Here is a 3,153-nt window from a genome sequence, read left to right on the forward strand (position 1 = left end):
TGATTTTTTTGATGCAGTGTAATAATTTCGCTTTTTGGTCATTCTATTCCCCTCTTATATTAGAAGAATAGCTCTTAAAAATACCTTTTTTTCGTCTAAAAATCCGCGCCTATATCATACTACCCTTGTTGGACCGATTAAGGTAAAGCTCGTGTTTAGTTGTAATGAGATAGACTCTTATTTAATCACCCGCTTAGGCAGAGTAGATCATCAAGGAAATTATCACCTCTTATCAATGGGGCATTTTAGACCTGCTACTCGGACAATCGACTCTAGCCACAGCACCTCCTGTGAACTGGCTATTAATACCTCTGTAATCACTCCTCTTAAGCATCATGAGCAAGTGATCTTAGAATTTAGCATGACGCCCGCCGCCTCTTTTTTAAAGCAGGGAGAGCGGCTACTTTTTGAAATTGCCAGCCGCACCGATCAATTTCATATTGGAGTAAAAGAGGGATTTATTATTCCTTCTATGGCTGTACCTCCTTATTTTTGTCGAAATAAGCTCCATTATGGGGAAAATACTTATATTGAATTATCTTTTAAATAATCACGTTCTTAAGGTTTTGAATCTCCCCCTATGGGGGGCGCTCAATATTTATAGCAACCTGAGTTGTATTTTAGTAAGCTAGACGAATTCGGCTTCGTGTTTATGGAGTAAGTGGGTCTTCCTTTACTGACTCCTATTACCTTTAAATTAAAATTTATGAATAATCTTCCCAACCATTTGACCCATTTAATTAATGAAGCCCGCAGGTCGCTTCAAGAAATGAAGCTTACTTTACAGGAACTTAAACGAATTAGCAGCGAAGGTGATGATTCGTCGGCTGAAGATCAAATACTTACAATTCAACTGCTGTTACAATATCGTTTAAGTAACGAGGATGCATTGAGTATGGTATTAGAGATGGAGCATAATATACTCTTTTTTCTCGGTATTCAGCCACAACAGTCTGCTCAAATAAATCGTGAACGATTAGCTTATGCATTAGGTAATGAGGATTTAAAACAAATCTTAAATGTTTTATCCATATTAACCGGCTCTCTCTCCAAAATTATTAACCATTATAAAAGCCGTCATACCTCTTTTGCACTAAAACACCAAGAACCCCCAAAGCATCACCGCTTACTCAACGAGGTTTCAAAATTAACTACCCAACAAAAGCAATTTTCAGTAGTAGTGCAAAAACTTCATTTGGAAATAAAACAAATTTTAAAATTTCAAGCTGCAGGACCTATTTTTGATCATATAGCAGCACTTAGAGGTCCTATCTCACAGTTCCATCAAGCTCTTCTTCACGGCTTAGGGCAAGCAAAAGAACTTTATCACCAAGTAAATAAAACGCCAATCATCGATGTTCGACTCAATGACCTACTTAAACAAGCGCAAATAGCGCTCCAGTCGCTGCCCAGCACCTATAACCCCAAGCCCTCTAGCCCCCAAAAAGAAGCTGATTCACCCAATATTTCTGACCAATTAGAACAACGTGCTGCAGCAAAACGCTTAAGGCCTTTTTTTGGATAAGGCAATAGTGCTAGGGTTAAAGCCCACTTTAGACTTCGATCTTACAGGGTTTATCAACCAATAAAACGGTAAGGGCGCAGTTAAAATAAGGCTTAAAATTGACCAAAAACCAATTTAGGGTCGCCATACTGGGAGCAATATGTTATGGTGCATGCTCATTTGGATCTAAGGATAAGCATGAAATTGACCATTAAAACCATACAATATCTTCTTATTACAGTCTTAATATGTAGTTTAAGCGCCTGTGTAAAAACAGCTCCAGATATGCCTTCTTATACAGTGAGAGGAAAAACCTATACGCCGCTTAAATCTGCAAAAGGTTATAAAGCCCGGGGGCTTGCTTCTTTTTATGGTAAACGCTTCCATAAGCGTAAGACCTCTAATGGAGAACGTTACAATATGCACTCTTTGACGGCTGCACATCGAACCCTCCCCTTTAATACCCGAGTACGGGTTAAAAATATAAAAAATGGACGAACAGTAGTGGTTCGGATTAATGATCGCGGCCCCTTCCATAGTTCGCGGATTATTGATCTTTCTTATGGAGCCGCTCGTAAGTTAGGAATCACCAGTACTGCGATGGTGGAAATTCAAGCTCTAAATTAAAGATAAAACCAATTAACCTTGTATTAAGGCCTAGTCTTAATACGAGGCTCCCACACCTTAGTATTAGTTTTCATAACCGAACACGCTTCTACCACCATATAAAGAAGAAACCGTTTTTTCATGAGCAACAATTTCCTCTACGCTAGGACCTGCAATAACCGTGCTCTCTAATAAACGCGCCTGGTGATCAAGTCTTTTAATCGCAGCTAATTTTTCGCTCTGTCCTAATTTTGCCTTTTGCATGGCCGTTTTTAAAACACCGATAGTTTCATCATAAACCTTGATGGGAACAGGGAATGGATGTTTGTCTTTACCTCCATGGGCTAAAGAAAAACGAGCGGGATCGGAGAATCGGTATGGCGCACCATGGATGACTTCGGCCACCATTGCTAATGCTAAGACGGTTCTAGCCCCTACTCCGGGAGTTAAAAGAAGCTCAGGAAAATCCTTAGGACCGCATTCAATTGCAGCCGCAATAGTACCATGCAAGCGGCGTAAAGAAATATTTTCAGCACGCACCTCATGATGAGTGGGCATATCAAGGCAGGGTAAAACCAGTTGCTCCTTATTAATTATTTTGGCTTGCTGTTGAGACTTTTCAATTTTAGCAACTTCGCAAACGATCCGCTCCGGAGAAAGCGTTTTCAATAGATCAATTTGGGTTATTCTGGATAGCTGAGCCCTTTCATCAGTTAGATTAATAATATTACCTTGATAAAGGCCTTCAATAGCCTTGTGAGGTGCTTCAACAAAGTTATTTAAACCTTCAGACAACCAATGATAGCGACGAGCCTGTTTGCTGCTAGGATTCATTCCTTGTTGGATAATCGCCCATTTTCCATCATCAGTAACAATAAAACCATGTAAATAAAGATCAAAACCATCTTGCACCGCCGCACTATCTTAGCTAGGTCCGGGGATCTGGAACAAAATTCAGGAAAAATAAGAGCTATTCCCGGTTTGTTAGTTCATTCACCTTACTCTCAGAATGGCTTATCCACAAGTCCATAGGCCAGGAGAGC

General features: G+C 39.9%; 5 protein-coding genes. 4 read left to right on the top strand and 1 reads right to left on the bottom strand.

Annotated elements, in window-relative coordinates:
- Positions 1-34 precede the first annotated feature (34 nt).
- The 3 genes from ELY15_RS14850 (at position 35) to ELY15_RS14860 (ending at position 2,131) form a co-directional block, all read left to right on the top strand.
- Entirely contained in the window at positions 35-550 is a 516-nt protein-coding gene (locus ELY15_RS14850) for a CocE/NonD family hydrolase C-terminal non-catalytic domain-containing protein (RefSeq protein WP_127101388.1), read from the top strand.
- Between the two features lie 156 nt (positions 551-706).
- Positions 707-1,525 carry a hypothetical protein gene (locus tag ELY15_RS14855; protein ID WP_127101390.1) on the top strand — a complete coding sequence of 273 codons (819 nt, stop codon included), beginning with the start codon at positions 707-709 and terminating at the stop codon, positions 1,523-1,525.
- A gap of 177 nt (positions 1,526-1,702) precedes the next feature.
- On the top strand, positions 1,703-2,131 hold the full coding sequence (locus ELY15_RS14860; RefSeq protein ID WP_127101392.1) for a septal ring lytic transglycosylase RlpA family protein: 429 nt from the start codon (positions 1,703-1,705) through the stop codon (positions 2,129-2,131).
- 63 nt (positions 2,132-2,194) lie between these two features.
- On the opposite strand, the gene ELY15_RS14865 is transcribed toward ELY15_RS14860, so the two are convergent.
- Complete coding sequence (locus tag ELY15_RS14865) at positions 2,195-3,022, bottom strand: DUF763 domain-containing protein (protein WP_233586826.1); 828 nt, start codon at positions 3,020-3,022, stop codon at positions 2,195-2,197.
- Here ELY15_RS14865 and ELY15_RS16625 point away from each other — a divergent pair.
- Positions 3,017-3,142: a hypothetical protein gene (locus tag ELY15_RS16625; protein WP_255411123.1), complete on the top strand. Its 126-nt coding sequence runs from the start codon at positions 3,017-3,019 to the stop codon at positions 3,140-3,142. The two genes, ELY15_RS14865 and ELY15_RS16625, sit on opposite strands and share 6 nt — an antisense overlap.
- Positions 3,143-3,153 lie beyond the last annotated feature (11 nt).

This window comes from Legionella sp. km772, assembly GCF_003989735.1.
Classification (GTDB): Bacteria; Pseudomonadota; Gammaproteobacteria; order Legionellales; family Legionellaceae; genus Legionella.

Excerpts from the sequence above, each read along its gene's own strand:
- ELY15_RS14855 (WP_127101390.1), top strand. The coding sequence starts at position 707 with ATGAATAATCTTCCCAACCATTTGACCCATTTAATTAATGAAGCCCGC.
- ELY15_RS14860 (WP_127101392.1), top strand. The coding sequence starts at position 1,703 with ATGAAATTGACCATTAAAACCATACAATATCTTCTTATTACAGTCTTA.